This window comes from Cupriavidus cauae (assembly GCF_026210475.1).
GTDB classification, from domain to species: Bacteria; Pseudomonadota; Gammaproteobacteria; order Burkholderiales; family Burkholderiaceae; genus Cupriavidus; species Cupriavidus cauae.
Genome location: NZ_CP080294.1, coordinates 307,324 through 331,665, shown reverse-complemented (window position 1 = coordinate 331,665; position 24,342 = coordinate 307,324). Strand labels below are relative to the sequence as shown.

25 protein-coding genes are annotated in these 24,342 nt (G+C 68.9%); 15 read left to right on the top strand and 10 right to left on the bottom strand.

The window, feature by feature from the left end; all coding sequences use genetic code 11:
- Nucleotides 1-40 precede the first annotated feature (40 nt).
- Nucleotides 41-637: a lipocalin family protein gene (locus KZ686_RS17060; RefSeq protein WP_265634433.1), complete on the bottom strand. Its 597-nt coding sequence runs from the start codon at nucleotides 635-637 to the stop codon at nucleotides 41-43.
- Nucleotides 638-908: 271 nt separating this feature from the next.
- Here KZ686_RS17060 and mdtD point away from each other — a divergent pair, with 271 nt between their 5' ends.
- Nucleotides 909-2,357, top strand: coding sequence for a multidrug transporter subunit MdtD (gene mdtD, locus KZ686_RS17055; protein WP_226105263.1), 1,449 nt, complete (start codon nucleotides 909-911; stop codon nucleotides 2,355-2,357).
- Nucleotides 2,358-2,402: 45 nt separating this feature from the next.
- Here mdtD and KZ686_RS17050 read toward each other — a convergent pair whose 3' ends face one another.
- Nucleotides 2,403-2,705, bottom strand: coding sequence for a hypothetical protein (locus KZ686_RS17050; RefSeq protein ID WP_265634430.1), 303 nt, complete (start codon nucleotides 2,703-2,705; stop codon nucleotides 2,403-2,405).
- Between the two features lie 248 nt (nucleotides 2,706-2,953).
- On the bottom strand, nucleotides 2,954-3,193 hold the full coding sequence (locus KZ686_RS17045) for a hypothetical protein (protein ID WP_265634428.1): 240 nt from the start codon (nucleotides 3,191-3,193) through the stop codon (nucleotides 2,954-2,956).
- Nucleotides 3,194-3,342: 149 nt separating this feature from the next.
- On the opposite strand from KZ686_RS17045, the gene KZ686_RS17040 reads away from it, so the two are divergent.
- Entirely contained in the window at nucleotides 3,343-4,530 is a 1,188-nt protein-coding gene (locus KZ686_RS17040; protein WP_265634426.1) for an AGE family epimerase/isomerase, read from the top strand.
- Nucleotides 4,531-4,581: 51 nt separating this feature from the next.
- On the opposite strand, the gene KZ686_RS17035 is transcribed toward KZ686_RS17040, so the two are convergent.
- The 3 genes from KZ686_RS17035 to KZ686_RS17025 form a co-directional block, all read right to left on the bottom strand.
- Nucleotides 4,582-4,971, bottom strand: coding sequence for a hypothetical protein (locus KZ686_RS17035; protein ID WP_150083418.1), 390 nt, complete (start codon nucleotides 4,969-4,971; stop codon nucleotides 4,582-4,584).
- 98 nt (nucleotides 4,972-5,069) lie between these two features.
- Nucleotides 5,070-5,801 (bottom strand): alpha/beta hydrolase, encoded by a 732-nt coding sequence (locus KZ686_RS17030; protein WP_265635261.1) that lies wholly within the window; start codon nucleotides 5,799-5,801, stop codon nucleotides 5,070-5,072.
- A gap of 187 nt (nucleotides 5,802-5,988) precedes the next feature.
- Nucleotides 5,989-6,339, bottom strand: a complete 351-nt coding sequence (locus KZ686_RS17025; RefSeq protein WP_265634423.1) for a hypothetical protein — start codon at nucleotides 6,337-6,339, stop codon at nucleotides 5,989-5,991.
- A 520-nt stretch (nucleotides 6,340-6,859) separates the two neighbouring features.
- Here KZ686_RS17025 and KZ686_RS17020 point away from each other — a divergent pair.
- From KZ686_RS17020 to KZ686_RS16965, 12 genes are all read left to right on the top strand, one after another.
- Nucleotides 6,860-7,276 (top strand): hypothetical protein, encoded by a 417-nt coding sequence (locus tag KZ686_RS17020; protein ID WP_149318107.1) that lies wholly within the window; start codon nucleotides 6,860-6,862, stop codon nucleotides 7,274-7,276.
- A 291-nt stretch (nucleotides 7,277-7,567) separates the two neighbouring features.
- A complete protein-coding gene (locus KZ686_RS17015) occupies nucleotides 7,568-8,185 on the top strand; it encodes a TetR/AcrR family transcriptional regulator (RefSeq protein ID WP_265634421.1) in 618 nt (205 codons plus the stop codon).
- Between the two features lie 151 nt (nucleotides 8,186-8,336).
- Complete coding sequence (locus KZ686_RS17010) at nucleotides 8,337-9,935, top strand: histidine kinase N-terminal 7TM domain-containing protein (protein ID WP_149318109.1); 1,599 nt, start codon at nucleotides 8,337-8,339, stop codon at nucleotides 9,933-9,935.
- 60 nt (nucleotides 9,936-9,995) lie between these two features.
- On the top strand, nucleotides 9,996-10,622 hold the full coding sequence (locus tag KZ686_RS17005; RefSeq protein ID WP_226105272.1) for a LysE family translocator: 627 nt from the start codon (nucleotides 9,996-9,998) through the stop codon (nucleotides 10,620-10,622).
- Between the two features lie 192 nt (nucleotides 10,623-10,814).
- Nucleotides 10,815-12,464 (top strand): hypothetical protein, encoded by a 1,650-nt coding sequence (locus tag KZ686_RS17000; RefSeq protein WP_265634417.1) that lies wholly within the window; start codon nucleotides 10,815-10,817, stop codon nucleotides 12,462-12,464.
- 79 nt (nucleotides 12,465-12,543) lie between these two features.
- Complete coding sequence (locus tag KZ686_RS16995) at nucleotides 12,544-14,043, top strand: hypothetical protein (RefSeq protein ID WP_265634415.1); 1,500 nt, start codon at nucleotides 12,544-12,546, stop codon at nucleotides 14,041-14,043.
- Nucleotides 14,044-14,210: 167 nt separating this feature from the next.
- Nucleotides 14,211-15,281 (top strand): alpha/beta fold hydrolase, encoded by a 1,071-nt coding sequence (locus KZ686_RS16990; protein WP_265634413.1) that lies wholly within the window; start codon nucleotides 14,211-14,213, stop codon nucleotides 15,279-15,281.
- Nucleotides 15,282-15,575: 294 nt separating this feature from the next.
- Nucleotides 15,576-15,980 carry a cytochrome P460 family protein gene (locus KZ686_RS16985; RefSeq protein WP_265635259.1) on the top strand — a complete coding sequence of 135 codons (405 nt, stop codon included), beginning with the start codon at nucleotides 15,576-15,578 and terminating at the stop codon, nucleotides 15,978-15,980.
- A 511-nt stretch (nucleotides 15,981-16,491) separates the two neighbouring features.
- Entirely contained in the window at nucleotides 16,492-17,163 is a 672-nt protein-coding gene (locus KZ686_RS16980; RefSeq protein ID WP_265634411.1) for an HvfX family Cu-binding RiPP maturation protein, read from the top strand.
- Between the two features lie 144 nt (nucleotides 17,164-17,307).
- On the top strand, nucleotides 17,308-17,904 hold the full coding sequence (locus KZ686_RS16975; RefSeq protein ID WP_265634409.1) for an HvfA family oxazolone/thioamide-modified RiPP metallophore: 597 nt from the start codon (nucleotides 17,308-17,310) through the stop codon (nucleotides 17,902-17,904).
- 134 nt (nucleotides 17,905-18,038) lie between these two features.
- Entirely contained in the window at nucleotides 18,039-18,920 is an 882-nt protein-coding gene (locus tag KZ686_RS16970; protein ID WP_265634407.1) for an HvfB family MNIO-type RiPP peptide maturase, read from the top strand.
- The gene (locus KZ686_RS16965) at nucleotides 18,913-19,800 is read left to right on the top strand and encodes an HvfC/BufC N-terminal domain-containing protein (RefSeq protein WP_265634405.1); all 888 of its coding nucleotides are present in this window, start codon (nucleotides 18,913-18,915) and stop codon (nucleotides 19,798-19,800) included. Before KZ686_RS16970 ends, KZ686_RS16965 begins: the two co-directional genes overlap by 8 nt.
- Here KZ686_RS16965 and KZ686_RS16960 read toward each other — a convergent pair.
- From KZ686_RS16960 to KZ686_RS16950, 3 genes are all read right to left on the bottom strand, one after another.
- Nucleotides 19,797-20,564, bottom strand: coding sequence for an alpha/beta fold hydrolase (locus KZ686_RS16960; protein ID WP_265634403.1), 768 nt, complete (start codon nucleotides 20,562-20,564; stop codon nucleotides 19,797-19,799). The genes KZ686_RS16965 and KZ686_RS16960 overlap by 4 nt on opposite strands.
- Nucleotides 20,561-21,598 (bottom strand): M14 family zinc carboxypeptidase, encoded by a 1,038-nt coding sequence (locus KZ686_RS16955; RefSeq protein WP_149318118.1) that lies wholly within the window; start codon nucleotides 21,596-21,598, stop codon nucleotides 20,561-20,563. The genes KZ686_RS16960 and KZ686_RS16955 overlap by 4 nt, the downstream gene beginning before the upstream one ends.
- 190 nt (nucleotides 21,599-21,788) lie before the next feature.
- Nucleotides 21,789-22,703 carry a LysR family transcriptional regulator gene (locus KZ686_RS16950; RefSeq protein WP_265634400.1) on the bottom strand — a complete coding sequence of 305 codons (915 nt, stop codon included), beginning with the start codon at nucleotides 22,701-22,703 and terminating at the stop codon, nucleotides 21,789-21,791.
- A 180-nt stretch (nucleotides 22,704-22,883) separates the two neighbouring features.
- On the opposite strand from KZ686_RS16950, the gene KZ686_RS16945 reads away from it, so the two are divergent.
- Complete coding sequence (locus KZ686_RS16945; protein ID WP_149318120.1) at nucleotides 22,884-23,285, top strand: tautomerase family protein; 402 nt, start codon at nucleotides 22,884-22,886, stop codon at nucleotides 23,283-23,285.
- Nucleotides 23,286-23,519: 234 nt separating this feature from the next.
- Here KZ686_RS16945 and KZ686_RS16940 read toward each other — a convergent pair whose 3' ends face one another.
- Nucleotides 23,520-24,164, bottom strand: coding sequence for a phosphoglycerate mutase family protein (locus KZ686_RS16940; RefSeq protein WP_226105288.1), 645 nt, complete (start codon nucleotides 24,162-24,164; stop codon nucleotides 23,520-23,522).
- Nucleotides 24,165-24,342: the final 178 nt, after the last annotated feature.

Below are 24,342 nucleotides of genomic sequence, written 5' to 3'. Positions count from 1 at the left end.
GGACATCATCCGCCTTGGCCGCTTCGGCGGCCCGGCCTCCTCAGGCCGGCGCGGCGGGCGCCGGCGCCTCCTGCAGTATTGCGTGTTCGGTCATGCGCAGCGCGTCGACGTCGTAGCCCAGCTCCGCGACCCGATGCAGCAATTGCGAGCGCAGCGCCGGCTCGGGATCGCGCGCCCGCGTCAGGATCCACAGGTAGCGCCCTGACGGCTCGCCCACGATCGACCAGCTGTAGTCCTCGGCGTGGTCCAGGATCCAGTAGTCGCCGACGTAGAACGGTCCGAAGAACGACACCTTGAACTTGGCGTTGCGGCTGTCCGGCACGACGCGCGCCTTGCCGCGCGAGATGCGGGGCTTGCCGGTCGCGTCGCGGCCGGCGCGGTTGACGATGTCGATCAGCCCGTCCGGCCGCAGGCTGTACTCCGCGGTGACCGCGTCGGCGCCCTGCTCGAAGTGGTTGTCGTAGCGCGCCATCTCGTACCAGCGGCCCAGGTAGGGGTCCAGTTCCACGTCCTTGTCCGGCTCGGGCACATGCGGATTGCGCACGGGTTCGCGCGAGCGCGCGGCCAGCAGCAGTGCCGCACTGACGCTGGCGACGCCGGCGAGCGTGGCCAGCGTGGTCATGCGAGCCTTGTTCATGTCTGCCTCCTCGGGATGCCATCGGGCCAGGTGATTGGCCAGTTATCGGCCAGTCTAGGCAGCGATGACGGCGGGCGGCATCGGTCCGCGTCCTACGCGCCAGAGCCTATGCGGCCCGACCTATGCGGCCCGACCTATGTGGCTCGACCTATGCGGCCAGACCGATGCGCCGGGACCCATGCGTCCGAACGGGCCGGCTGCCGGTCTTGTCGTATCGCGATGATGTGGCGTATCGTGCCGTATTGATTTGTCTCCATGGATTGACAGCCGCATGACGCCCACCCCGGACAGCGACGCGCGCACGCGCAAGGTGATGTTGTGGGTCGTCGCGGTCGGCTTCTTCATGCAGACGCTGGACAGCACCATCGTCAATACCGCGCTGCCCGCGATGGCGGCCAGCCTCGGCGAAAGTCCGCTGCGGATGCAGTCCGTGATCATCGCGTATTCGCTGACGATGGCCGTGATCATCCCGGCGTCGGGCTGGCTGGCCGACCGCTTCGGCACGCGGCGGATCTTCCAGCTGGCGATCGCGCTGTTCGTGCTCGGATCGCTGCTGTGCGCCTATGCGCAGAGCCTGCCCTTCCTGGTCGCGGCGCGCGTGGTGCAGGGCGTCGGCGGCGCGATGCTGCTGCCGGTCGGGCGGCTGGCGGTGCTGCGGACTTTTCCGCGCGAGCAGTTCCTGCAGGCGCTGAGCTTCGTCGCGATTCCCGGCATGATCGGGCCGCTGATCGGGCCGACGCTGGGCGGCTGGTTGACCCAGGCGCTGTCGTGGCACTGGATCTTCCTGATCAACGTGCCGGTCGGGCTGCTCGGTGGCCTGGCCACGCTGCGCTACATGCCGAACAGCCGTCTGCCCGAGACGGGCCGTTTCGACGTCGCCGGTTACGCCTTCCTCGCCACCGCAATGGTGACGATCTCGTTCGCGCTCGACGGCCTGGCCGACTTCGGCTTCGAGCACGCCACCGTGCTGATGCTGCTGATCGCGAGCCTGGCCGCGCTGACCGCCTATGCCCTGCACGCGGCGCGGCGCACGCAGCCGCTCTTTCCCTTGACGCTGTTCCGCATCCACAGCTTCAGCGTGGGCCTGCTCGGCAATCTGTTCGCGCGCATCGGCAATGGCGCGATGCCGTTCCTGATCCCGCTGACGCTGCAGGTGTGCCTGGGCTATTCGCCGCTGTACGCGGGGCTGATGATGTTGCCCGTGACCGCGGCCGGCATGCTGTCCAAGCGGCTGGCGACGCGCCTGATCGAGCGGCACGGCTATCGCCGGGTGCTGGTGACCAATACCTTCGTGGTCGGGCTGGTGATCGCCTCGTTCGGGCTGATTTCGCCGACCTTGCCGCTGCCCCTGGTGCTGTGCCAGCTGGCGCTGTTCGGCGCCGTCAATTCGATCCAGTTCACCGCGATGAATACGGTCACGCTGAAGGATCTCGGCGGCGCCAGCGCCAGCGGCGGCAACAGCCTGCTGTCGATGGTGCAGATGCTGGCGATGAGCCTGGCGGTCACGTCCGCCGGCGCCTTGCTGGGGACCTTCAACCGCGTCTTGCAGGAGCATGCGCAGGCCGGGCCGCTGCCGGCGTTCCATGCGACCTTCGTCTGCGTGGGGCTGATTACGTCGGCGTCGGCCTGGATCTTCATGCAGCTGACGCCCGAGGACGATACCGGGACGGGCCAGGCCACCAGGGAAACGCGCGAGACGGCGGAAGCGGCGGAGGTCTGAGGCCGCGGACCGGCCAGGAACGGCGCCGGGTTGGTCCGCCGCTGTTCAGGATTGGCGCGCCTGCACGGGGAGATGCGCGCGGCGGATGTTGGGCGCGCAGGGCGGGATGTCGTGATGCCACTCGCGCGGGATGTCGGGCTCGACATCGAACTCGTTGCGCACGATGGTTTCGATCGCGGTACAGACGCCCACCGTGCCCTTCGGCCCCACGCAGACCAGGCTGCGCGGACGCTCGGCATCGCGCGGTACCGCATACACGTGCATGCCCTCGCGATACAGCGGATGGCTCGGCAGCCGCGCATTGACCATCTCGACAAAGCGGCGCGGACTGATCACTGGCTTTTCCATGGCGGTCTCCCTGCGAGCGGAACAGCCTCTCTTGCCGGTGCGCCGTGGCGCCGGTGGCGAGTGGGGTTCTCCCGTCGTGGTGAGAGTCGGTCGGATCGGGTCCAGTGAGACGCCGACGGCGTCTGCGCCCTGCCGGCAAGGTGCCGTCAAGCCAGGTTGCGAGCGCGCAGCAGACCCGTGCCGGGCGAAAGGCCCGACGCCTTCAGGGTAGTGCATATCGGCCGCCGTGCAAGCGCCGGCGCCCGGACTCAGTGCTCCGTGGCGATGCGGGGACCGTTCAGCAGCCGGTTGCATTCGGCCCAGCCGGCCGCTTGCGCCTCGGCCTTCGTGGGCCACTCGGCGTGGGCCTCGATGATGCAGTCGCAGTCGGCGCTGCCGCAGTGTTCCTCGAGCACCATCTGCCAGGTGTAGGCCTGCGGCTGCAGCTCGATCACGTGCAGCACCACGGTGCGGTGCTGGTCCGACAGGGACAGGGATGTGTTCGGCATGGCGGGTTCCCCTTGCTACCTCGATTCATCCTAGCAGTTGGACGCGGGGATTTCGGGCCGGTGGCACAGTGAGGACGCCGCTTTTGTTTCGTGGGCATTTACAGTATCTTCTGCGCTTGCCCGTGCCCGCCGCCGATCCCTCTGCCTCGATGAGCCGCATTTCTTCCTCTGCCGCCGCTTCCTCCGCCACTTCCTCCGCCGCTTCCTCCGCCGCTTCCGCCACCCCCTCCGGTGGGACCGCCCGAGGCCTTGGCGATGGCATCGCCGCGCTGCTGGCGCACTACGACACCACCGTGTTGCCGCTGTGGACCGGCGCCGGCTGGCACGAATCCATCGGGCTGCCCTACGAGGCCCTGGCGGGGCGCGATGCCAGCCCGCTGCCGGTGCAACGCTTTCGGGCGATGGCCTGCGCGCGGCAGCTCTACGTGTTTTCGCGGCAGCCGGGCGGCCTCGCCCACGCCGATACGCTGTTCGCCGCGCTGCGCCGCCGGTTCGCCGATCCGGAAGGGGGCTGGTACTACAGCATCGACGCCGACGGCGCGCCGCTCGATACCGGCAAGGACCTGTACACGCACGCCTTCGTCGTGTTCGCCTGCGCCGCGTACTGGCGCCGCAGCGGCAATGCGGATGCCCGCGACGTGCTGGACGGCACGGTGGCGCTGATCGAGGCGAAATTCGGCATTCCGGACGGCCTGTACCACGCCGCGCTGGCGCGCGACTTCACCGTCGAGCGCGAGGCGGTACTGCAGAACCCGGTGATGCATCTGACCGAGGCCTATCTGGCCGCGCACGAGGCCACCGGGGACCAGTGGTACGCGCAGCGGCTGCGGGAGATCGCGCAGCGAGTCCAGCGCACCTTCGTCGATCCGGCGAATGGCTGCATCGCCGAGTTGCCGCTGGGCGCGGCCGACAACCGGATCGAGCCGGGCCACCAGTTCGAGTGGTATTCGCTGCTGGCAATGGCGCCGTCGGTGTTCGGCGCGTGCGAACTGGCCGAGTCGCTGACGCGCGGCTGTGCCTTCGCGCAGCGGCATGGGGTGGCACCTGGCACGCAGGGCGTAGCCGCGGCGCTCGACGCGGACGGACGCATCATCGATGCGACCCAGCGCATCTGGGCGCAGACCGAATACGCCCGCGCGCTGGCACTGCGCGGCGACGGCGAGGGCCGGGCCGCGCTGGCCCAGTGGCTGGCCGCCTTCCCCGGCCGTTTCCTGCATGCACGCGGCTGGCACGAATGCATCGGCCCGGACGATGCGGTGCTGCGCGACGAGATGCCCTCGACCACGCCGTACCATCTGGCCACCGCCTACGAGGCGCTGCGCAAGCTCGCCGATTGAACCCCGTGCTGCCCGTGCTGCCCGTGGTTTCCGTGCAGTAACGCGGCCCGCTCAGTCCTGCACGCCGTTCTCGCGCAGCAGCCGCTCGCACTCGTCGAGCATGTCGTGCGCGAAGGCAGACTGATAGTTCGGGTCCAGCGATTCCATCATTTCATGCGCGGCGTAGAGGCCCGCCGAGCGCGACAGCGTTTCCGCCAGTTGGCGTGCGAGCTGGTCGCTCAGTTCCGACAGCAGCCGGCGCTCGCTCAGCGCCAGTTGCAGGCGCGAGCGCGACAGCCATTGGGCGGCCAGCGTGGCGGCCTGAGCGTCGGTCATCCATTTGCCGTGCTCGTAGTAGGCCGACAGGCGTTCGGCGGCCAGCGCGAACAGCAGCGCCTTGCGCGTATCGAAGTCGAGCAGGGGAGCGGAGGGAGCAGGGGGACGCGGGGGAATCGCTGACATCGGAAACGAATCGGATTGGCACGTGCGGGCAGACGCGACGGACGCGACGGACGCGACCGCCCAGCGGAAATGGCGCAGTCAGGCCATGGTGGACGGCATCAAGCCGCCGAACCGGCCCCGGCCGCGGCGAGGCGCTGGCCGAGCCAGACGCCGATGTCGGCGATCTCCTCGAGGCAGACCGAATGCGGCATCGGATAGGTCTGCCACGTCAGCGGATAGCCGCGTTGCTGCAGCAGGTCGCGCGCCTGCGTGCCGAGCGCGAGCGGCACGACGTCGTCCTGCGCGCCGTGCGCGGCGAAGATCGGCGTCGCGGCGTTGCCCGGCGCGGCCTCGGCGTCGAGCAGCGTGGGCGAGGCCAGATAGGTGGACAGCGCGATGATCCCGGCCAGCGGCTCGGGATGGGTCAGTCCGGCCAGATACGCCATCGCGCCGCCCTGCGAGAAGCCCGCCAGCACGATGTGCGAACTCGGGATGCCGCGCGCGTTCTCGCGGGCGATCAGCGCGCGGATCGTGTCGCGCGACGCGCGGATGCCGCTCTCGTCGGCATGGCGGCGCGCATCGTTGAGCGAAACGATGTCGTACCAGGCGCGCATGATATAGCCGCCGTTGCAGGTCACCGGAATCAGCGGCGCGTGCGGGAAGATGAAGCGCACCGCTGCGTCGGACGGCAGGCCGAGTTCTGGCACCACCGGCACGAAATCGCCGCCGTCGGCGCCCAGGCCATGCATCCAGATCACGGCAAAGCGTGGCTGCGGCGCGGTTTCGATTTCGATCGGGGCGTCGGCGGAGGATTCGGCGGCGGATTGAGCGGCGTGGAAGGCTTCGGTCATGGCAAGGCGCGGGGTCGACGGCGCGCTGGGGAAGGACTGGACGGCATCGGCAAGGATGGCGTGCGCATCCTCAGGGATCGCCGGCATCCGCGCTTTGCAAATGCAACGGCGCCGGGCAGCGCGGCTGCGCAGTATCGCACAGAAGCGGCGCGCGCCCGCCGCGGGGCGCGCCGCCGACAGCAAGGGATCAGGCCGCGGACGGCACGATCGGCACGGTGCTCAGGCCAGGCGCGATGCGCGAGGGCTGCGTGGCGGTCTGCGACGGAACGGGCACGGTGTGCGAGGCGGCGGCCTCGGTCCGATCGGCCTGTTCGGCAGCCGCGGCTTCGCTTGCGCGGCGTTTGTCGACGACCTGTTCGACTCCGGCGGTGGCGACCTCTTCCAGGAAGCCGACCATGTCGCGGTAGTAGTCGACCTGCATCTGCGCCTCCAGCAGGCGCCGCTCGGCCTGGAACAGCGCGAGCCGCATGTCCTGCAACTCCTTGGCGGCGATCTTTTCCGGGCTGGGCGCAATGAACAGTGATGCAAGCGAACGCATGGCGGTGTACCTCCCGTACTGGATTCGATGATCCTTGTGGTCGAAAAACCTCTCAGGCCATGCGATCCAATATAGACGCCAATGCACCTCGGCCATGTGCGGCGCACCGCATCCGTCGCGGATCGCCCACAACCACGCGCCATGACGGATTGTCGGATCGCGGCGGGGCAGGGTAGATTGTCCGATGTGCCGCACCTTGGCACGCCGATTTATGAACTTGGCTTCACGTGGCGCTTCGGGGATGCGGGTCGTATCCGGGGCGCCTTAATATTTTCCTTGACTATCTATCTATCGGTAGATAACATGCAGGACATGGAACCCGCAGTGCGTTGACGAAATCGACGGACTCCTGGTCCACCAGCATTACCGAGCCGCCGAGGCTATTTTTTTGACAGAGGTTATCTATCTACGAGTAGATACTGATGCCGGAAAAAGCGCCGATGCACCCGTTGCCCGGGCGGACGCAGGAATCAAGGGACTACCACCTGCCTGCGCGCCCACCGAAGCCAGGAGAACCATCATGCAAGCCAAGTTCGCCAAGACCCTGATTGCCATCGCCACCGTCGCCGCCGCTACCGTTGCCGGCCAGGCTGCCGCCGCCAGCGCGGGCGGCGTGCCGGCCGATCGCTACGGCTACGAACTGCGTACCGGCAAGTTCGACCCGTACAGCGAGGGCGCGCGCAGCGGCAAGTTCGACGTCTACAGCGAGGGCGCCCGCGCCGGCAAGTTCGACGTCTACAGCGAAGGCGCGCGTGCCGGCAAGTTCGATCCGTTCACCGAAGGCGCCCGCGTCGGCAAGACCGATCCGTTCACCGACAGCTTCCGCAGCGCCGGCCTGGATCGCAGCGGCGTGTCCGCCTCGCCGTCGCGCCGCTTCGATTCGTACACCGACGGCGCGCGCAGCGTGGACACCTACACCGACGGCGCCCACGCCTGACGGGAGCGGCGGGGCAACCCGCCGCGCGCTCATCGTGGCCAGGCCGCCAGCATCGCGGCTAGGCTTGTTTTCAGGAGTCGATCATGGGAATTCGCGACAGTGTTCTGATTGTGTCCGGTTGGCTGTTGCTCTGCGGAGCAAGTGGTTGGCTAGTCACGGCGATCGCGCAAGTGTTGCCCGCTTGATGCCGGGCAATGGCTCGCATCTTGCATGACGCTTGACGGCAGGCATGCCGGCAATCCGGGGCTATCCCTCATTGCTAACCTATCTGTTGGTAGATAAAGTGGCGTCATGAAAGCGCAATCCGTCCGCGAGCAATTGCTCGACCACACCTTCGCCTTGATCCGCCGGCGCGGTTTCAATGGGTTCAGCTATCGCGACCTCGCCGACCTGGTCGGCGTCAAGACGTCCAGCATCCACTATTACTTCCCGTGCAAGGAAGACCTGGCGCTGGAAGCGACCAGGCAATACACGGCCCGGATCGCCGAAGAACTGAGCCATATCGACCCGGCGCTGAGCCCGCTCGAACGCGCCGAGCTCTACCTGAATGGCTGGCGCCGCAAGCTCGATCCGGACCAGATCTGCATGTGCGGCATGCTGGCGACCGAAACCGAGTGCCTGCCGGAAGCGGTTCATGCGGTGCTGAAGGACTTCTTCCTGCTGCACGAGCGCCTGTTGACCGGCATGATCGAACAGGCCCGTGCCGAAGGCGCACCGGCCCAGCCGATCTCGGCCGCCGAACTGGCGATGGTGATCTTCGGCGCGCTGCAGAGCGGCCTGATCTCGGCGCGCCTGTTCCGCTCGCCCGAGCGCTGGGAAGCCGCGGCGCAGATGCTGCTGGCCGCGGTCGGCAAGCCCGCCGGCGCGACGTCCGCCGCCGAACAGCCGGCCGAAGCGGCCACGGGTTGAGCGCGGCGGCGCCGCGCGCCGACCTCTGGCGTCGGCGCCGGCAGTTCGCGACCGGCCCGCGACCTCGGGTCTGCGCCCCGGCAGACCTCGATACCCACTCCTGTGCTGCAGCGGTTGCCCACTCGGGCCAGCCGTGTTGCAATCCTGCCCGATGGCGATTTCCCTGCTGATTCTGCTGATGGCCGGCGCACTGTTGGTGTGCGCCGCGATCGCTATCGCGAGTTGGCCGCGGCGCGACGATCCCACCGTGCGGGCCTTTCTGCTGCTGGCTGTCGGCGCCGGCATCTGGTGTGCCGGACGCATGCTGGAAATCCAGGCTCCCAACGTCGCGGAACGCATCGTCTGGGCCAAGCTGCAATATCCGGGCATCCTGATGGTGCCGGTGGGCTGGCTGCTGTCGGTCGTGCGGCTGACGCATCCCGATCACGTGATCGGCCGCGGCTGGCTGACCCTGGCCCTGGCGATCGGCGTCGCCAGCATGATCCTGGTGCTGACCAACGAACGCCATGGGCTGGTCTGGCCGCAGATCCAGTGGTTCGGGGGCGAAGGCCTGCATACGCGCGCCGTGTTCTCCCACGGCCCGGCTTATTGGGCCCTGGCCGCCTACAGTTATGGCCTGCTGCTGGCGAGCCTCTATTTCCTGGTGACGGCACGCCCCCGCGGCAGGCTGTCGCGCGGGGGCAGGGCGGTGCTGATCGCCGGGCTGTTGCTGCCGGTGCTGGCCAATGTCGCCTATCTGCGAGGCTGGACCACGCCGGTGGGCGGCGACCTGACGCCCGCGACGTTTTCCGTGATGGCGCTGCTGGTCTGGCTGTGCGCGCTGCGGCCACATCTGGGCGACGTGGGCCACTATGCGCGGCTGCGCGTGTTCGACGCGCTGCGCGAAGGTTGTGTGATCGTGGACGACCGCGACCGCATCGCCGATCTGAACCGCACGGCCCAACGCATGTTGCCCGGACTGCGGCGCGGCGATCCCGCGCCCGCTTCGTGGCTGGCGACCCGGCCGTATGTGGCGGGCGTGCCGGACTACGAGCTGACGGTCGAGCCGGTGCGCAATCTGGAGGAGCGGGTCATCGGCCGCATCGTCTTCGTGCGCGATGTCAGCGCCTTTCGCACGCGCGAGCATGCGTTGGTGGAAGAGAACTCCAATCTCGCGGTCCGGCTCAACGAAACCGTCGACAAGCTGCTGCGCATCGAAGGCGATCTGTATCGCGACCCGCTGACCGGCCTGTTCAACCGGCGCTTCTTCCAGCGCGAGGCCGGTGTGCTGCTCGCCGCGGCGCAGGAGCGCGGCACGCCGCTCGGCCTGATGCTGATCGACATCGACTTCTTCAAGCAGTACAACGACATCTACGGCCATTTGCGCGGCGACGAATGCCTGCGCGCGATCGGCGCGACGCTGGCGCAGACGCTCGACGAGGCGGCCAGCTTCTGCGCGCGCGTGGGCGGCGAGGAGTTCGCCGTGGTGCTGCACCAGGCCGATGCGGATCGCACCCGTGCCATCGGCATGCGCATGCTGCAGGCAGTGCGCTCGCTGCAAATGCCGCATGTGGGCGCGGACCCGTCGCATCCCTTCCTGAGCATCAGCGTCGGCGCAGTCTCCCGCATTCCGGACTCGCCGCTGGTCGAGGAACTGGTGGCCGCCGCCGACGTTGCGCTCTATGCGGCCAAGCGCGGCGGCCGCAACCGGCTGGTGATGGCCGGCGGCCAGGCCGTCGCGCCGCACACGGACCCGTCCCCGCTGGTCTGACGGCGCAGCAGCACCCCAGGCGATCCCGCCTTCCACCGTTCCACCGTTCCAGGAGACAAGATGCCCACGCTCGATACGCTGATCGCCTTCTTCGGCATTGCCGTGCTGCTCGGCCTCGCGCCCGGGCCGGACAACGTCTTCGTGCTGCTGCAGTCCGCCATGCGCGGGCCGCGGGCGGGTTTGACCGTGGTGCTGGGCCTGTGTACCGGCCTGCTGTTCCACACCGCCGCGGTGGCGCTGGGACTGGCGACGTTGTTCGCGGCGTCGGCCACCGCCTTCACCGTGCTGAAGATCTGCGGCGCGCTGTACCTGGCGTGGCTCGCGTGGCAGGCGTTTCGCGCGCCGGTCGATGCCCCGGTGCAGGCAAGCGAGCGCGCCGGCAACGGCTGGCAGATGTATCGGCGTGGCGTGGTGATGAACGTCACCAATCCCAAGGTCGCGATCTTCTTTCTTGCCTTCCTGCCGCAGTTCGTCTCGCCGGCGCAGGGACCGATCGCCATGCAGATCGCGGTGCTGGGCGCGGTCTTCATGCTCGCCACGCTGCTGGTGTTCGGCGCGATCGCATGGTTCTCGGGGCTGTTCGGCACGTTGCTGCTGCGCTCGGCGCGCGCGCGACGGGCGCTGAACTGGTTCGCCGGCACCGTCTTCGCCGGTCTGGCGGTACGGCTCGCGACGGCGCAGCGCTAGGGGATCGAGGGTCAGGCGCAGCACCTGCCATGCACTGCGACTCGGTGCCGCAGAGGCTGTCTGTATAGATTCCGAAACATTGCATCGCAGTGCGTCGGCGAGACTCTATAGAGTCGGACCAGTCTCGACAGCAAGCTCGCACGGAAGCGCTACATTGCGCCATCCCGCTCGACTGCCGAGGCGACCGCCATCGTGTTTCCCTCTTCCTTTCCCTCCTTCGGCCGTCTTCTCGGCCAGTTCGGCCAGCCATTCTTCCGTTCCGAACCGGGGCGATCCCACGGTGATGGCCAGCGCGCCGAATCCGCGCCGGACGCGATGCATCCATGCCTGGCACTGGGCCTGTACCAGCCACCGCTTCCGGAAGAACCCGTGCCAACGCGCGTCCCGCTCGACGCGCCCGATCCTGCCAGCCATGTCGACGCGGCGCTGACCTTGCTGCGCCGGCGCACCGGCGTGCCGCTTGCCGAGCGTCTCGCCACCGGCCTGCCGAGCGATCGGGCTGCCGCCATCGCGCTGCTCGACGCGCTGCTGGCGGATGGCAAGCCGGCCGGGCCGCTCGCCGCGTCGAGCCCGCTTGCCGCCTCGGAGCCGGGGCGCCGCGCCATCGCACAGGCGCTTGCGCTGCGGGACCGCTTGCAGACCGAACCATCCGCGGACGCCGCCACGCTGCAGCACGCGGTAGACGAACTGGTCGGCACGCTGGAGGCGATTCCCTACGGCCGCGAGCATGCCGTGCTGCGGGAGCGGGGCGATGCCGCGCTTCGCGCGATCGTCGGTGGCCCCCCATGGGACCTTGCCGCGATGATCAACAGCGACCGGCTGCCCGATCGCCAGGCGGCGGCCAGGCAGATCGACATGCTGCTGGCGCATGTCAGGGTGCTGGCCGGCAACAGCGGGCAAGCGCCGTCTGCCGACCGCTTTCCGCCCGCACTGCGCGCGGCGCTGCACCGCCTGGTGCTCGAGGGCGGTCACGGGCTGAACGCCGCGCAGCGGTTGGCGCTGCGGCAGTGCCCGGTCCTCGGCCCGGAACTGGAGCCGATGCTGCAAGCGGGCAGCACGCTCTCCAGCGTGGCAACAGACACGCTGGACCGCTTTTGTCGGCATGCCGGCCACTGTACGGCCGACGCGAGTCAGCACGCCGGCGATGCGGTCCTTCTCGCGGAACTCGCTGCGCTGGGGGCCAGCGCCCGCAAGCTGGCCGACAGCGCACGGGCTCTCATCGGCGATGCGGATCGGGCCGGCACCGGTTCCGATTTTCCGGCTGCCGACAGCGCGCCGGAGAGTCTGCTGCACGACGCGCTGGCGACGAGGCTGGCGGCGTTGAAGCCGAACGACATCGCCAATCTGCATCGCTGGATGACGACGCCAGCCATGCTCGCACTGCGTGCCATGGTCCACCGCTCGGCGCGCCCCGGCGAGCGCCACGACACGGGCACGTCGCGCGCCGCCAGCGCGCTCGCCGGCCAACGTCGGCTGCTGGGCGACTGGTTGGCCGCCTACGATCAGCTGTCCGCCTTGCTCGCCATGCGCATGGCGTGGCAAGCGGCGCCGGCAGCCAAGCGCGAAGCGGCAAATAAGAAGACGAAGCCTGCAGCAGCGCCTTTGCCGAGCGCCAGTGACGCCAAGGCACGCGCCGCAGGCAAGGCGCGTGCCTCGGACCAGGGCCTGGCCCATGCCCGCCAAGCCGATTCCACTTCGTCGGAGGCACCGCACGGCGCGTCATCGGCATCCGCGCAAGCGGGCGCAGTCGCTGCGGCGAACGTCCTGTTCCGGCAGCTGTTCGCTACCGACCCCGCGCCGGAGACTCCGGCCGAAATGCCGCTCGATTGGGTCCGGGCCTGATCCACGCACATGGTTAGTCAGGGCGCGGCCTCGATGGGGCCGCGCGGAATGCTTTTTTTTGCTTGTTTGGGGGAATGGGATGTTGCAAGTCGTGTCCAGATTCTTCGGTCCGTGCCTGGGCGTCAGGTACAAGGTGCGGTCCGAAGCCGCGCCATCCTCGGGCATTGCATGCGGCGTTGCATGCGGCGCGCCAACCGCGCGAACCAGCCTCTGGTCCCGGCTTCTGCGCGCGTTGTTCTTCTGGCGCGGCCGGCGCGCGCAGACGGTAGCCAGCGGCCGTCAGCCGTTGCCCCGGATCACCTACGTTTCCACGCCGCCGCCCTTGTCCGACCGGGATACGGCGAAGTCGATCGCCGAGAAGCTGACGCCATTGCCGCCCGATGCGCTTGCCGCATTCTGTGCCCGGTGCAGCAGGGACACCCTGCAGGCGATGGTGGACTGGTGCCAGGACCCCCGCGGCTATCCGGCATCGGACCTCGGCAACGACGCCGCGGCGGACGATGCGGCCGCGACAACGGCGGCGAAGGCCATGATCGAGGCGACCGCGAGGGAAGCGCTACGCAGGTTCGAGCCGGACAGCATCGTGCCCGCGGCTGGCGTCGGTCATGTGTTGATGCAGCTGGACCGCGAACTGGCCAAGGTACGCGACGGCAAGGGCGTACTGGACCTGGCGCGCCTTCGCGACGACTGGGTCAGCCCGCGCCCGCGCGACCGCAAGTTCCTGGCCGGCGGTGCGTACGCTGCGGACACCTTCGACATGTTCCGACGTTCGGTCGAGGCGGTGTGCCGTTTCGGGATGGCGGACGGCGACCTGGCACTCACGCAGGCATTGGCCGCGAAATGGGCGACAGCCGCGCAAGCGCTATGCAGGGCGTCGGAAGCCCGCGAACTGACCGTGAGCGGCATGACCCGCCATGCCGACGATTTTCGCGTGCTCGAGCGGGATACCGCGCTGGTGCTGATCCGCACGCAGCTTGGCATTGCCCAGGAAGCGCCGCCCTCGGGTCCGTCCAGTGCCGCCGGGCCGGACGAGGCAGCGGCGGCTGCCGCAGCGGCTGGCGCCGCGTCGAGTCGCGTCAACGAGAAGCCCCGCAGCAGTCCGCCGCCGGCCGCCATGCAGACATTGACGGACCTGCTGCTTGATCCTGGTAGCGATGCCGACCAGATCGGTGCTGCCATCGATTCGCTGGTCCACAACTTGCGCACGCTGGCGCGGCAGCGCGCGGGCGAGGGGGTGCTCACGGAGATCGAGCGGCGTGTGGACGATCTGCTGGCACGTGCAGGTGCCCGGCTGACAGAGCCGCAATTGCATCGTCTCGGCGACGCGCTGCAGCGGCTCGATCTGAACGCCTGGGGCACCTGCCGCAAGCTGCTGGACATCCGCGAGGCGCTGTACGACGCCGGCAAGCAGGCCTTGCGCGATGCGATGGCGGGGATCGCCGGCGTGCGGGCGCGGCAGTCCGCGGTGCGCGTGCAGGCGCAGCGGATCTGGCACAGCGCCGGACTGGTGGATGCCGAGGTGGCACGGGGCGGCGGCCCCTCCGGCGCGAGTCCGGGCCATGGTGCCATCCTCCGTTAGCACCGGCCACGTCGGACCATCACGCAATCCGGCGGCGAGTTTGTATCGCCGTGTATCGACCCCGTCGATCGATACACGGCGATGCGCGGCGGCGGAATTCGGACATGCCGACGATACCGCGCGGGAGTCCACTGGCGTTTCTCACCCACCTTTTCGGAGAAACGACCATGTCAGATTCAGTGAACGCACAACGCCGCCGCTTGCTCGGCTCGACCACTGCGCTGGCCGGCATCGGCTTGCTGGAACTGGGCCTGGGCAGCGCGGCCCGGGCACAATCGGCAAAGTCGACGCAGTCGGCACGGCCGGCCGCGACCGGTGCTCGGCAAACGCCGGGTGCCGCCTCCTTCGGTCCCATTCGCCAGATCGACGCCGGCACCTTGAACATCGGCTATGCGGAGGCCGGGCCGGCCAACGGTCCGGTGGCGATCCTGCTGCACGGCTGGCCGTACGACATCCATAGCTTCGTCGAGGTCGCGCCGCTGCTGTCGGCGGCCGGCTATCGCGTGATCATGCCGTACCTGCGTGGATACGGCTCGACCCGCTTCCTGTCGGCCGACACGCCGCGCAACGGCCAGCAGGCCGCGCTTGCGCTCGACGTCATCGCGCTGATGGATGCGCTGAAGATCGACAAGGCCATCATTGCCGGTTTCGGCTGGGGCGCCCGCACCGCGAATATCGTCGCCGCGCTGTGGCCGGAGCGCTGCCTTGGACTGGTATCCGTCAGCGGCTATCTGATCGGCAGCCAGGAAGCCAACCGCAAGCCCTTGCCGCCGCAGGCCGAGTTGCAATGGTGGTACCAGTTCTACTTCGCGACCGAACGCGGAGCCGCCGGCTATGCGGCCAATCTCGATGGCTTCAACCGGCTGATCTGGCAACTGGCCTCGCCGCAGTGGCGATTCGATGACGCCACCTACCGCCGCTCGGCGCAGTCGTTCGACAACCCCGATCACGTCGCCATCGTGATCCACAACTATCGGTGGCGTCTCGGGCTGGCCCAGGGCGAGACGCAATACGATGCGCTGGAGAAGCGCCTGGCGGCGGCGCCGAAGATCTCGGTGCCGACCATCACGATGGAAGGCGACGCGAACGGTGCCCCGCATCCGAAGCCCGCCGCTTACGCCGGCATGTTCACCGGCAAGTACCAGCACCGGGACATCGGCGGCGGCATCGGCCACAACCTGCCGCAGGAAGCACCGCGCGCATTCGCCGACGCGGTGTTGCAGGTCGTGCAGCTTTGAGCGAGGGGATCTCGCATGCAACGTCTCCGACTACCCACGACCCTCGCCGGGCTTACGCTGCTCGCCTGCGCCGCCGTCGGCCAGCCGACCCTGGCGCAGCCATCGGTCCACGGCGCGCGCGACACCGCGCAGCCAGCGGTCCATGCCGCCAGCGACACCGCGCAGCAACAGACCGGCAAGCAGCCTGCCGAGCATCAGACCGCCCAGCAGCCCGCCACCAAGCAGCGCGTCCAGCAGCCGACCGCCACGCAGCCAACCGCCACACAGCCGACCGCCAAGCCATCGGCCTCCCCCATCTATGGCGTCACCATTCCCCACGGCTACCGTAAATGGCAGTTGATCGCACCCGCCGAAGAGGCCGCCCCGCTCGATGAGCTGCGTGTGGTGCTGGGCAACCCGGAAGCGATGGCGGCCATCGAACGATCCGCGAAGCGCTTCCCGGACGGGGCCGTGCTGGTCAAGCTGGCCTACAAGCGCAAGCCATCGCCCGACTTCGAGCCCGCGACGATACCGGGGCAGCCGACCACGGTGCAGGTGATGGTCAAGGACTCGCGCCGGTATGCGTCGACCGGAGGCTGGGGCTTCGGCCGCTTCGTCAACGGCGTGGCGGTGGACGCGGCCCAGCATCAAACCTGCTTCGCCTGCCATGCGGCCCGCGTCAAGGACCGCGACTACGTGTTCACACGCTTCGCGCCGTAGCCGCGGCTTCGGCTGCGCCCCGTGGTGCCCGATCCGGATTTGCCTGTTGCGTTGGCAGGCCAATCCGGATTTTTTTTTCCATCGGCAAGCGCATCGGTGCATCGGTGCAAGCGCGCATTGGCGCATCGGCGCATCGGCGCAACCGCGCAACCGCGCAACCGCGCCACGGTGCCACGGTGCAACGGCGCAAAGGCGCAAAGGCGCAAAGGCGCAAAGGTGCAACGGTGCAACGGTGCAACGGTGCAAAGGCGCAAAGGTGCAACGGTGCAATGGTGCAAAGGCGCAAAAGGTGCAACGGTGCAACGGTGCAACGGTGCGACTGCCGCGAACCGTGGAGAACGACCGCGGACCGCGAACCACCGAGAACGCCCGCGCTTTGTATTGCACTGTATCTGCCACCGCCCGCGATGCAACTCCGTGACAATCCCGCGCGCCGGCAAACACATCCGCGATACACGCCCGCCCTGAAATGGCGACATCGAATCCACGACGCCATTTCAAGGAGCGCACTGTGCAAGACCGGCCCATCCCCATCCCGCTGACAACCCGCCTCGATACCGTCGGCCACTGGCTGGCGCCGATCGGACTGCGCGCGATCCTCGCCTGGGAGTTCTTCGAGTCGGGCCGCGAGAAGCTGCTCGGACAGAACTGGTTCGACCAGCTCGCCGGGCAGTTCCCGCTGCCGTTCTCGCTGCTGAGCGCCAACCTCAACTGGACGCTGGCGACCTGGCTCGAACTGCTGGGCGCCGTCGCGCTGCTGCTGGGCCTGGGTACGCGCTTCGTCGCCTACGCGCTGATCGTGCTGACCGTGGTCGCAACCTACGCGGTCCATTGGCCAACGGAGTGGGCGAGCCTCGCCGAGCTGTGGCAGGGCTACGCCGTCACCGACAAGGGCTACGGCAACTTCAAGCTGCCGCTGCTGTATGTGCTCATGCTGCTGCCGCTGCTGCTGCGTGGTGCCGGCCCGCTGAGCCTGGACGGCTTGCTGATGCACCGGTGGGCGCGTGGCAACGCGCTGCCGGCCGCTGCTGCAACCCATGCCGGCCATGCCGTCTGGTCCGCCGTGCTGATCCTGCTCGGCCTGCCGCTGGCGCTTCTGCTGCCATGGGCCGGCGGTGCGCTGATCGCCATCGGCATCGCGTTGGCCGCGCTGAGCCGGGCCAGGGCCAGGGCCAGCGCCTGATGGTCTCGCCGTCCGGCCGCTCGATATGCGGCGCTTCGCTGCGCGAGCCCGCCATAGACGACCACCCCAATCGAAACGATTCCGTTCGCCACGCCTCGTGGCACAGACCCGCACGTCCGCGTGCATTGACTCAGGAGTTTCGCCATGTCACAAGCTCATTCCTCCCGCAAGACGACGCTCGGCCTGCTTGGTGCCGCGCTGGCCGGCAGCGTGCTGCTGAATGGACCGGTCTTCGCCATGCAGCCGCTGGCGCAGGGCTATCTGGTGGCCGCGGCCGACGGCAAGGCCGCCGAAGGCAAATGCGGCGAAGGCAAGTGCGGTGCGGAAACGGTGCGCGCACCGCGCGGCGCGAAGAAGGGCGCGCAGGCAGAAGGCAAATGCGGCGAGGGCAAGTGCGGCGAAGGCAAGTGCGGTGCCGAAACGACGCGCGTGTCGCGCGGCGCCAGCAAGGGCGCGCAGGCCGAAGGCAAGTGTGGCGAGGGCAAATGCGGCGAAGGGAAATGCGGCGAAGGGAAATGCGGCGACGCCTCCTTCTCGCGCACCGATACCGACAAGAACGGCCTCGTCTCGCGCGCCGAGTTCCTGGCGGTGGCGCCGACGCGCGCCGCGGAGTTCGACAAGATCGACACCAGCCACGACGGCAACATCTCGCAGGCCGAGGCCTACGAGTATCTGCGCGCCACCTACCAGGCCAACGGCAAGCCGGTACCGAAGAACCTGTTCGCCAAGCTGCAGAAGTAGCCGTCCCGTGCGGCTGCGCCGCGCCGGATCGAATCGGTGTGGCGCGGCTGCGCAAGCCCTGCATCGGGCCCCCCGGTGGCCCCATGCCCCCCCATGTTTTCCCATGCCCCCCAAACGATCCAAGGAGATCCACCGTGCCGGTGCCGATCCGTTCGTCCGTCCTGTCACCGCGCTCCGCGCCCACCGCCTGCGTCGGCCTGGGGCTGCGCCGGGCCCTGATCCCGCAGCTGGAGCAGGCGCCGCCCGGCGACTTCGATTTCCTCGAGCTGGCTCCCGAGAACTGGCTGCGCGTCGGCGGCGCCCATGGCAAGGCGCTGGGCCGTCTGGCCGGGCGGTATCCGCTCTATTGCCATGGACTGTCGCTGTCGCTCGGCGGCATCGCGCCGCTCGATGAAGGCCTGCTGACCGAGATCCGCGGCTTCCTCGATGGCCATCGCGTGCCGCTCTACAGCGAGCACCTGAGCTACTGCACCGACGACGCGCATCTGTACGATCTGCTGCCGCTGCCGTTCACGGCGGAGACCATCGAACATGTGGTCGCCCGCATTCGCCGGGCACAGCAGATCCTCGGCAGGACGATGGCAATCGAGAACGTGTCGTACTACGCCGCGCCGCGGCAGGACATGGACGAGGCCACCTTTACCAATGCCGTGCTGCGCGAGGCGGACTGTGTCTTGCTGCTCGACGTCAACAACGTCTACGTCAACGCGATCAACCACGGCTTCGATCCCTATGCCTTCCTCGATGCGCTCGAGCCGGGCAGGGTGGCCGCCTATCACGTGGCGGGCCATTACGACGAAGCCGACGACCTGAAGATCGACACCCATGGCGCCGCGGTCAAGGCCGAGGTATGGGCGCTGCTGGAATACGCCTATGCACGCTTTGGCGTGCATCCCACCGTGCTGGAGCGCGACTTCAACTTTCCCGACTATGCGGAGCTGGCCAGGGAGCTGCGCCATATCCGCGAACTGCAGGCCCGTGCGGATGGAGCCGCGAGGAGAATCGCCCATGGCTGAGATCGCGCGCACTTCATTGCAGCAGCAGCTGGCGCTGACCCGCCACCTGCGCGATCCGTCGCGCCATCCGTCACCGCCGGGCATGGACCCGGCCCGCGTGCGGATCTATCGCGAACTGGTGACCGGCAACCTCGTATCGCTGCTGGGCGGGACCTTTCCGGTGCTGGTGTCCTTGCTGGGAGCCGAGCATTGGCGCTGGCTGGTCGAGCGCTTCCTGCGGGACCACCGTTCGCACACGCCGCGCTTCGGCGAGATTGCCGAAGAGTTTGTCGCCTTCGTCGACGCGCTGGATCTCGAGTCCTTGCCGGCGCCGATGCGGCGGCCGTTCCTCGCCGAGCTGGCGCATTACGAGTGGGTGGAAATGGCGCTGCTGCAGAGCGATGCACAACCGCTCGGCGCGGACCTGTTCGCGCCAATCCGGGCCCCAACCGGCGCTCCAATCGGCGCTCCGATGGGTACTCCAATGAGCGCTCCAATGGGTACTCCAATGGGCGCGCCGGCCCTGGACCTGCCGCTGCGACTGTGCCCGCTGGCCTGGCCCCTGGCCTATCGCTGGCCGGTGCATCGGCTCGGACCGGCGTATCGGCCGTCGCAACCGCCGGCCCTGGGGACCTTCCTGCTGGTGCGCAGGACCGCCGACGACGAGGTGCGATTCTCGGAGCTGAGTCCGCTCGCCTGGCAACTGCTGCACGAGATCGGGCAGTCGGGCGGCTCGGTGACCGCCGACAGCCTGCTGCACGAACTGGGGCGTCAATGCGGCGTACCGGACTTGCCGTCCTTCGTCGCCGCCGGCATGGCGCTGCTCAATGACATGCACGCCGACGGCATCGTCGCGGCGGTTCGCGATCGGGAGGATCACGGCCTGGAGAGCGATGCCTAGCTGGCCGGCAACGCGATCCAGCGTGCCACCTCCCGCGCCACCCATTGCGGATCGTCGTGCGGCAGGTCGTGTCCCGCCCACGGGTGCACGCGATGCGGGACCGACCACGCCGCGGCCAATCGCGCCGAGCAGGCCGGGGACACCAGCCGGTCGGCCGCCGACGACAGCAGCAGCGTGGCGCAGTGTGGCGGCGCCGTGCCGGCCCGGAAGCGGGCCGCCGCCAGCAGTTGGCGCAGCGCATTGCCGCGGCTGACCGGCGCGTCCGTGCGGATCGCGGTCCAGCGCGCCACGTCGGATTCGAGTGCATCGGTGCGGGCGCAGGTCAGCCGATGGATGATGGCCTCGCAACGGGCGCCGTCGTGCCACGAGCGCATCAGGCCAAGCACCGCGGGCCACGCGCCGGGACGCATGCGCTGATGCGGCGCGCCGAACGGCCGCATGCTGGTGTTGATCAACACCAGCCGTTCGATGTCATGCGCGTGCTGCTGCGCCCACGCGGTCGCCACCATGCCGCCCAGCGACATGGCCAGCAGCCGGTACGGCGGGCGCAGGCCGGCCCGTGCCGCGTCGGCGCGCAGGTGGGACACGATGGCCGCCACCGTCGCCGGCGATCTCCGGCGGGCCTGGTTGCCGTTGCCCGGCAGATCGAGCATCGTCAGGCGATCGTCATCGCCGACCGCGCCGCCGCGCCGCAGCGCCGCCGGCAGGTCGCCCCAATGGCGCGCCTCGCGCGTCAGTCCGCGCAACAGGATCCAGTCGCTCATCGTGTCGGCCTGCCGGCAGGGGCGCGCCAGTGTTCGCTGGCCTCGCGCCAGATCGCCTGCCGCGCCGCACCGGTCGGCAGCCAGCGCGCCGGCGCGAAGGCGGCGCGCGCCAGGAAGTCGAACAGGCTGACATGGCGGCGCAGCACGCGCGCGGTGCGATGCGCCTTGACCGGATTGAAGAAGCCGTCGCGCGAGAACAGCTGCCGCGGATTCTTCTTGATCCACAGCCACGAGCCCAGTTCCAGCGTCATCGGCAGGAAGATATGCGGCGCGGGCGTGCGGTCATAGGCGTAGTCCCACAGGTCGCCGTGCACCAGGTACTGGTGGCTCTGCGGCTCGAAGGCGTAGCCGTGATGCGGGTGGGCCTGCTCGAACAGCGTCTTCAGCACGTACATCTCGGGCAGATGCGGCATCGCGGCCTGCGTCCGCGCGTAGGGAAACCAGATGCTGTCGCGCCAGCCGTAGCCCGAATGGCAATCGACCGCGAAGCTCAGCGGGCGCGTCAGCAATTGCGCCTGCACCACGCGCAGCAGCGCGGTGCTCTCGGCCTCCATCGGCGTGCCGGCCCTGCCGCGGTACCACGGCAGCCACGGGCCGATGCGCTGGCCGCCGGCGAGGAAGGGCACGCGTCCCTCGGCATCCTGCGGGGCGTTGCGCATCAGGTCGACGCCGTTCGGATTGGCGCGCCGGCCGGCCCACATGCCGGCCGGGTTGACGATCGGCATGAACAACAGCCGGACCTTGCGCAATTGCAGGTGCAGCAGCTCGTCCCATTCGAGGCGCTTGAGCAGCGCCCGCATATAGTCGAGCAGCAGCTGCGTGCCGATCCGTTCGAGGCCGTGGATGCCGCCGAACAGGCCGATCGCCGGCGCGTGGGGATCGCGCGAGCCGATGCCGGCGAGGTACACCGGAAAGCGCCGCCCATGGCTGCTGGCCTCGCATACGACTTCGATATCGAAATGCGCCGCGCCGACTTCCAGCAGTGCGCGCAGCAGATCGAGCTCGGCGAAACTGTCGGAGGCGGGAAGGGGCATCGGGGCAGTCGGGCGGAAGTTGGGCCGAAGCTGGGCGGAAGTTGCGCGGCGGTTGGGCGGACGGCGAGCGGCGCGCCGCGACCGCGCCGGTCCGTATGACGGAACGATGTTGCGAGTCTACTCGCGCAATATGACAGTGCCTTGTGACGACACGGGACTGTCATCGAGCCGGGTCATGCGGCCGCGCCGGTCAACCGAGCTGCTCGGCCAGGACCTCGCGCGCGGCCTGTACCACCGGTGCTTCGCCGCGGCGCGGCGGCAGCAGGCAGAACTCGACCTCGGGCAGCGCCGGCAGGCCCAGCGACGATGCGGTCGCCGCGTCGAGCTCGGCCACGCCGGCCGGAATGGCCGAGCGGTTCAGGCACGAGATGCCGAGCCCGGCCGCGAGCGCCATCTGCAGCCCCGCCACGCCCGACGCGGAGTGCGAGACGCGGTACGGCACGCGGGTACGCTTCAGGGTCCGGACGACGTACTGGTGCAGCGAGCAGGTGTCCGGCAGCAGCACCAGCGGCAGCGGCATGGCGATGCTGTCCGTCTCCCCGCGCGCGACGACCCAGGCCAGCGGCTCCCGCCGCAACGGGAGCCAACCGGCGCGCGACCCGCGCGACCCGCGGGACCCGCGCGACCGATCGGCGGCGCCGCTGCGCGCTCCCACCACCCGCATGGTCAGGCCGATATCGAAGGCGTCGTCGTCGACGCTGGCATCGATCGCTGCGCTTTTCATCACCGTCACGTGCAGCCGCAGTTGCGGGTGCCGCTCGCGCAGGCGCCGCAGCATGCCGGCAATCTCGCTGGTGCGGTAGTAGTCGGTGATGGCGAGCCGCAGTTCGCCCGCCAGCGTCTCGCCGCGGATGTCCTGCATCGCCAGCGCGTCCAGATCGAGCATGCGGCGCGCATGGCCGAGCAGCCGCTCGCCGGCCGGGGTGGGCTGCACGCCCCGGCGGCCCCGCAGCAGCAGCGGCACGCCGGCGCGCTCCTCCAGCTTGCGCAACTGCTCGCTGACCGAGGACTGCGACAGAAACAGCCGCGGCGCCGCGGCCGACAGGCTGCCGCTGTCGGCCACCGCGACGAAGGTACGCAATTGTTCGAGATCGAAGCCGCGCATCGCCCGCTCCTGGTTTCGGCATTACCGATGGATGGTATCAAATCTTCCCGCTTTTCCGATGGCAGGCGGGGCACTAGGATCGAGTCAGTGGCGGGTCGGCACGGCGATATCGAGCCGGCCCGTGCCACCTGCGATTCCATGCACCGACCACTTCACCAACCATTCAAGGAGGAAACCGCGATGCCCCATCTCCAACTGCAGATCTCCGGCCGCCCCGATACCGCGCTGACCGCCAAGGCCGCCGCCACCGTTGCCGAGCTGACCCGTACCGTGCTGGGCAAGAAGCCCGAAGTGATGGCGGTCGCGGTCCAGTACGTGCCGCACGACGCCTGGTTCATCGACGGCCAGCCGCTGTCCGCGCTCGAGCGCAATGCCTTCCATCTCGATATCAGCGTGACCGACGAGACCAATACCAAGGCCGAGAAGGCCCGCTATCTCGAAGCGGTGCACCGCGCGCTGTCCGAGTTGATCGGCAATGTGCACGACTGCTCGTACATCCATGTGATCGACGCCCGGGCCGCGGCCTACGGTTATGGCGGCCGCACGCAGGAATACCGCCATCAGCACGGTTCGACGTTGTAGTTGGCGTTCGGCCGGAGCGGCGGCAAGTAGCCCGCGGCGGCTCCGGCGACCGGGCGGCTCGGCGATTCGGTGATTCGGTGATTCGGTGATTCGGTGATTCGGTGATTCGGTGATTCGGTGATTCGGCGATTCGGCGATTCTGCGATTCGGTGATTCGGTGATTCGGCGATTCGGCGATTCGGCGATTCGGCGATTCGGCGACCCCGCGACCGGCGGCGACCCCGGCGACTGACCTCAGCCCGCGGGCAGCCGATACAGGCGCCGTGGCTGGCCGTCCGGCGACAGTTCGAACACGACGCCGCCGCCGCTGTCGGCCCCCTGTCCCGTCAGGGCCGTGATGACGACCTGATGGGTCACCATCAGATACGGCCCGCCGCGCGGATCCAGCTGGTCGATAAACCGGGACAGCGCGGCGGTTTGATGCGTGCGGGCGCCGGCGTCGCCGAAGAAGGAATTGAGCACCGGCAGCACCGTGACGGGACCGAGGTCCATCAGGCGCGCGGTGTCCCGGCAGCGGCACCAGGCGCTGCTCCAGACCGCGCTGGGACGAAAGCCCGCCGCGCGCCACGCCGCGCCGAGGCGTTGTGCCTGGGCGCGGCCGCTCGCATCGAGATTGCGCTGCGTCGGACAGGACTGCAGGTCGAAGCCGGGCGGGTCGCCGATGCCGGGTGCATTGGCATGCCGCAGCAACACCACCACATTGGGACGGGCCAGCGCCGAGACGGGCAGCGTGCCGAGCGGTTGCGCAAGGGCGCTGGACACGCTGGCCGGCATCGCCGATGCGAGCGCTGTCCAGCAGGCGACGCGGGCCGCGATGCGCAGTGCATCGCGCCGCCGCGTGGAGGGTGTGTCGATGGGCCGTCCGCTGCGATCGATCATGTCATTCCTCCTTGCTGCCCCCCGCCTGGCCGCGGATCTGCGGCCTATATCTGGCGGCTCGCCTCTGACGGCTGCGTCCAAACGGCTTACTCTGACGGCTGCTTCGCACGGCTGCTTCGCACGGCTGCTGCTAACGGGCTGCCTCTAACGGCCTGCCTTTAATGGCCGCGTGTAACCC

Coding starts and splice junctions, on each gene's coding strand:
- KZ686_RS17005 (WP_226105272.1), top strand. CDS start 9,996: ATGCCCACGCTCGATACGCTGATCGCCTTCTTCGGCATTGCCGTGCTG.
- KZ686_RS16955 (WP_149318118.1), bottom strand. CDS start 21,598: ATGCCCCTTCCCGCCTCCGACAGTTTCGCCGAGCTCGATCTGCTGCGC.
- KZ686_RS16950 (WP_265634400.1), bottom strand. CDS start 22,703: ATGCGCGGCTTCGATCTCGAACAATTGCGTACCTTCGTCGCGGTGGCC.
- mdtD (WP_226105263.1), top strand. CDS start 909: ATGACGCCCACCCCGGACAGCGACGCGCGCACGCGCAAGGTGATGTTG.
- KZ686_RS17040 (WP_265634426.1), top strand. CDS start 3,343: ATGAGCCGCATTTCTTCCTCTGCCGCCGCTTCCTCCGCCACTTCCTCC.
- KZ686_RS17015 (WP_265634421.1), top strand. CDS start 7,568: ATGAAAGCGCAATCCGTCCGCGAGCAATTGCTCGACCACACCTTCGCC.
- KZ686_RS17025 (WP_265634423.1), bottom strand. CDS start 6,339: ATGCGTTCGCTTGCATCACTGTTCATTGCGCCCAGCCCGGAAAAGATC.
- KZ686_RS16960 (WP_265634403.1), bottom strand. CDS start 20,564: ATGAGCGACTGGATCCTGTTGCGCGGACTGACGCGCGAGGCGCGCCAT.
- KZ686_RS17045 (WP_265634428.1), bottom strand. CDS start 3,193: ATGCCGAACACATCCCTGTCCCTGTCGGACCAGCACCGCACCGTGGTG.
- KZ686_RS17020 (WP_149318107.1), top strand. CDS start 6,860: ATGCAAGCCAAGTTCGCCAAGACCCTGATTGCCATCGCCACCGTCGCC.
- KZ686_RS16940 (WP_226105288.1), bottom strand. CDS start 24,164: ATGATCGATCGCAGCGGACGGCCCATCGACACACCCTCCACGCGGCGG.
- KZ686_RS16995 (WP_265634415.1), top strand. CDS start 12,544: ATGTTGCAAGTCGTGTCCAGATTCTTCGGTCCGTGCCTGGGCGTCAGG.
- KZ686_RS17050 (WP_265634430.1), bottom strand. CDS start 2,705: ATGGAAAAGCCAGTGATCAGTCCGCGCCGCTTTGTCGAGATGGTCAAT.
- KZ686_RS17035 (WP_150083418.1), bottom strand. CDS start 4,971: ATGTCAGCGATTCCCCCGCGTCCCCCTGCTCCCTCCGCTCCCCTGCTC.
- KZ686_RS16965 (WP_265634405.1), top strand. CDS start 18,913: ATGGCTGAGATCGCGCGCACTTCATTGCAGCAGCAGCTGGCGCTGACC.
- KZ686_RS17010 (WP_149318109.1), top strand. CDS start 8,337: ATGGCGATTTCCCTGCTGATTCTGCTGATGGCCGGCGCACTGTTGGTG.
- KZ686_RS16945 (WP_149318120.1), top strand. CDS start 22,884: ATGCCCCATCTCCAACTGCAGATCTCCGGCCGCCCCGATACCGCGCTG.
- KZ686_RS16990 (WP_265634413.1), top strand. CDS start 14,211: ATGTCAGATTCAGTGAACGCACAACGCCGCCGCTTGCTCGGCTCGACC.
- KZ686_RS16975 (WP_265634409.1), top strand. CDS start 17,308: ATGTCACAAGCTCATTCCTCCCGCAAGACGACGCTCGGCCTGCTTGGT.
- KZ686_RS17030 (WP_265635261.1), bottom strand. CDS start 5,801: ATGACCGAAGCCTTCCACGCCGCTCAATCCGCCGCCGAATCCTCCGCC.
- KZ686_RS17060 (WP_265634433.1), bottom strand. CDS start 637: ATGAACAAGGCTCGCATGACCACGCTGGCCACGCTCGCCGGCGTCGCC.